The organism is Martelella sp. UBA3392, from assembly GCF_002358775.1.
GTDB lineage: Bacteria > Pseudomonadota > Alphaproteobacteria > Rhizobiales > Rhizobiaceae > Martelella > Martelella mediterranea.
In genome coordinates this window covers 1,523-5,353 of record NZ_DEPM01000279.1, presented here as the reverse complement: position 1 = coordinate 5,353, position 3,831 = coordinate 1,523, and the positions used below count along the sequence as shown (strand labels likewise).

Below are 3,831 nucleotides of genomic sequence, written 5' to 3'. Positions count from 1 at the left end.
TGCTGATCGCCGACGAGCCGACCACCGCGCTCGACGTGACCGTGCAGAAGCAGATCCTCCGCCTGATCCGCCAGATGCAGAAGGCCCATGGCACCGCCGTGCTGTTCGTCACCCACGATCTCGGCGTCGTCGCCCAGATCTGCGACAGCGTCACCCTACTCTATGCCGGCCGGGTGATCGAACAGGGCCGCACCGCCGACGTTCTGACCAATCCCCGCCACGCCTATACGCGCGCTCTGATCGCGGCCGGCCCGCGCTACGACCGGCCAGATGCCGGGCTGGAGCCGGTGCCCGATGCCGTGTTCGCCGCGTTGCGCGCCGAGATCGGGGAGGCGTCACGATGAGCGAACCGCTGCTTTCCGCCACCGGCATCAAGGTCACCTATGGCGGCGGTACGTCGCTGTTCGGCAAAAAGCCCGGCAACACCGTGCTGCACGGCGTCGATATCGCGGTCGCTGCCGGCGAGACCGTCGGCATTGTCGGCGAGAGCGGATCGGGCAAGACCACGCTCGGCCGCGCGCTGCTGCGCCTTGTCGATGTCGCCGATGGCGAGATCCGCTTCGACGGGCAGGACATTACCCGGCTTGACGATGCCGCGATGCGGCCGCTCCGGCGACGCATGCAGATGATCTTCCAGGATCCGATGGCCTCGCTTAATCCGCGACATTCGATCGGCCGGATTCTGGGCGAGCCGCTGATCCTGCACGGCCTTGCCGAAAACCGGAAGGCGGCGCGCGATCAGGCAGCCGCCATGCTGGAGCGCGTGTCGCTGCCGGAAGAGGTGCTGGCGCGCAGCCCGCACGAGCTTTCCGGCGGCCAGCGCCAGCGCATCGGCATTGCCCGCGCCGCCCTGCTGCGACCGGATTTCGTGCTGGCCGACGAAATCGTCTCCGGCCTCGACGTTTCCACCCAGGCGCAGGTTCTGAACCTCCTGAAGGCGCTGAGCCGCGAGATGGGGCTTGCCATGGCCTTCATCAGCCATGACCTCTCCGTCATTCGCGCGGTCTGCGACCGGGTCTATGTCATGCAGTTCGGCAAGATCGTAGAGCATGGCCCGTGCGCTGAAGTGTTCGACAATCCGCAATCGGCCTATACCCGCACCCTGCTCGACGCCATTCCGCTGCCGGAAATCGATCCGGACTGGCTGGACCGGGTGGCCGTCGACGAGGCATAAGGCCTGAACACATCAAATTCCGGAGCACCCATGAGCGGCTTTCGCCAGACATGCATCGCGCTCGACCGCGTGATCGGAACCTTCGCGGCGATCCCTCATCCGGTCGCCGTTGAAATCACGGCGGCCGCCGGACCGGATTTCATCTGCATCGACTGCGAGCATGCCCAGATCGGGCGCGAACGGGTGGAGGACATGATCCGGGCCGCGGACCTCCACCGCGTGCCTGCGATGTTGCGGGTGCCGGGCCACGCGCCGGAGGCGATCGCCAGCGCGCTCGACGCCGGCGCGGCCGGCGTTCTGGTGCCCCGCGTTTCCAACGCCGACGAAGCGCGCGCCGCCGTTGCCGCAAGCCGGTTTCCGCCGGCGGGCCGGCGCGGGGTCGGGCCGGGACGGGCTGCGGGCTATGGCTACCGCATTGTCGAGACCCTGAAATCCGCCAACGAGACCGTCGTGCTCGCGATCCAGATCGAGACCGCCGAAGGGCTGGCGAATATCGAGGAAATCGCGGCGGTCGAGGGGATCGACGTGATCTTCATCGGCCCCGGCGACCTCTCTGTCACGATCGATGCCATGGGCCCCGAAAACGCCGACAGGCTCAATGCCGCGATCCGGCGGATCGCCGACGCCGCCCGCGCCGCCGGCAAGGCGGTCGGACTGTTTCGTCCGGACGGCTCCGATGTCGCGACATGGGAAGAGGCCGGCATCAGCTTCTTTATCATCGGCTCGGATGCGATGATGCTTTCCGCCGGCCTTGCCGCCGGGCTGAGACAGGCGCGTTCGGAAACCTGACCTCAGACCCGGGCCAGGGCGTCGGATTTCCGGAGCCTCAAGTTTATTGACAAACCTTTCCTCCCCCTCGGCGTCATCCTTGGGCTTGTCCCGAGGATCTAATCACCCCTCTATGCGAGCGGAGTCTGCGATCAGAAAAGTGCCGTTCTTTATGCCTTTTTATCCCGGAACGCTTGTCGCGCGGGTAGGTGCTTAGACCCTCGGGACAGGCCCGATGACGAAAGAGGTTGGGGCGGCTTTGTCAACACTTTGGGGCGCCGGAAATCCGGCGCCCTTTTTGTTACCCTAAAAGGCAGGTAAAAAACTGCGCTTTACATGCAGGCAAATACCTGCATAATGATGAATGTTGAAAGTGAGACCCATGGATACCGATACCGTTTTCAAGGCCCTGGCCGATCCGACACGCCGCAAGCTGCTCGACCTTCTGTGCGAGCGTAACGGGCAGACCCTCGGCCAGCTCTGCGAAAACCTCGACATGACCCGCCAGTCGGCCACCCAGCATCTCGGCCTTCTGGAAAAGGCCAATCTCGTCACCAGCGTCCGGCGCGGGCGGGAGCGGCTGCATTTCATCAATCCGGTGCCGCTCTACGAAGTCTACGAGCGGTGGGTGCGCAAGTTCGAGCATCAAAGGCTCAACCTGCTGCACGACCTCAAGAGAGAGCTCGAAGGAGACAGCAAATGACAGATGCAACGATCAGGGAAACGACCCAGTTCGTCTACGTGACCTACATCGCCTCGACGCCTGAAAAAGTATTCGAGGCCATCATCAAGCCGGAGGTGGCGAGCCGCTACTGGGGCCACGAAAACGTGTCCGACTGGCGTCCGGGCTCGCGCTGGCAGCATGTCCGCGCCGATGACGCCCGCACCGTCCAACTCGTCGGCGAGGTGATCGAGAGCAGCCCGCCCTCGCGGCTTGTCATAAGCTGGGCCAATGAATCGGAAGCGGCGGATCCGGAAGCTTACAGCCGCGTGAGTTTCGACATCGAGCCCTATGACGACATGGTGCGGCTCACCGTGACCCATGACGATCTGGTGGTCGGCAGCGGCATGGCGAACGGCGTCACCAAGGGCTGGCCGATCGTGCTGTCCAGCATGAAATCCTATCTCGAAACCGGCCGCGGCCTCGATGTTTTCGCCAAGCCCAAGGCGGCTTGAAGAAAGGAGGCCCGTCATGACACGCTATAGCGGAGGATGCGCCTGCGGTGCCATACGCTACGAAACGGATACAAGCCCCGTCTTTGAGAACCACTGCCAGTGCACCCACTGCCAGAAGCGCAGCGGCACCGGCCATGGGTCCTATCTGACCTTTGCCGAAAAGGCGCAGGTGCGGATCACCGGTACCGCTTCCGAATGGAGCCTTGCCGGCGACAGCGGAACGCAGAAGACCCATGCCTTCTGCCCTGTCTGCGGAACGCCGGTCTTCCTGACCTTCGCCGCCATGCCGGATATCATCGCGGTCCATGCGGCAAGCCTTGACGATCCGGACCTGTTCCGGCCGAAAGTGGTGACCTATGCGGCAAGAGCGCCGGCCTGGGACATTGCCGGCCCGGGTCTCGCCCGTTTCAAGGGCATGCCGGGCTGACCCGCGCGCCCTCTCCAGCGGCGGAGATCGGGAGCCGCATGGCAAAACAGCGAACAAGAAAGGACCTCAAACTGGCACGACACTGGAAGAGATAGTTGAAATCTGAAATATCTTGTGATCAAATAATCAAAACAACAATATTCACGCGGGCGGCGTTTGTCGCCTGCCGGGAACGACACAGGATAACCCAATGAATATGCAGACCGAATCCGCCCCGCTCAGCAACAGCTTCCCGGTTGACGAGATCCGGTCGCTGTTCCCGGCGATCGCCAAGGCCGGCGATTTC

5 protein-coding genes and 1 pseudogene are annotated in these 3,831 nt (G+C 63.7%); all 6 read left to right on the top strand.

What is annotated here, in order from left to right; translation table 11 throughout:
* Positions 1-344 (top strand): annotated as a pseudogene (locus B4E36_RS21510) (ABC transporter ATP-binding protein); the annotation flags it as partial.
* Positions 341-1,174 carry an ATP-binding cassette domain-containing protein gene (locus tag B4E36_RS21505; RefSeq protein WP_292054176.1) on the top strand — a complete coding sequence of 278 codons (834 nt, stop codon included), beginning with the start codon at positions 341-343 and terminating at the stop codon, positions 1,172-1,174. The pseudogene B4E36_RS21510 and the gene B4E36_RS21505, both read left to right, overlap by 4 nt.
* Positions 1,175-1,204: 30 nt before the next feature.
* On the top strand, positions 1,205-1,963 hold the full coding sequence (locus tag B4E36_RS21500) for an HpcH/HpaI aldolase family protein (protein WP_292054174.1): 759 nt from the start codon (positions 1,205-1,207) through the stop codon (positions 1,961-1,963).
* Positions 1,964-2,324: 361 nt separating this feature from the next.
* Entirely contained in the window at positions 2,325-2,645 is a 321-nt protein-coding gene (locus tag B4E36_RS21495) for an ArsR/SmtB family transcription factor (protein ID WP_018064718.1), read from the top strand.
* Positions 2,642-3,118, top strand: coding sequence for an SRPBCC family protein (locus tag B4E36_RS21490; protein ID WP_292054171.1), 477 nt, complete (start codon positions 2,642-2,644; stop codon positions 3,116-3,118). The genes B4E36_RS21495 and B4E36_RS21490 overlap by 4 nt, the downstream gene beginning before the upstream one ends.
* Before the next feature lie 16 nt (positions 3,119-3,134).
* On the top strand, positions 3,135-3,545 hold the full coding sequence (locus tag B4E36_RS21485; RefSeq protein WP_345900807.1) for a GFA family protein: 411 nt from the start codon (positions 3,135-3,137) through the stop codon (positions 3,543-3,545).
* Positions 3,546-3,831 lie beyond the last annotated feature (286 nt).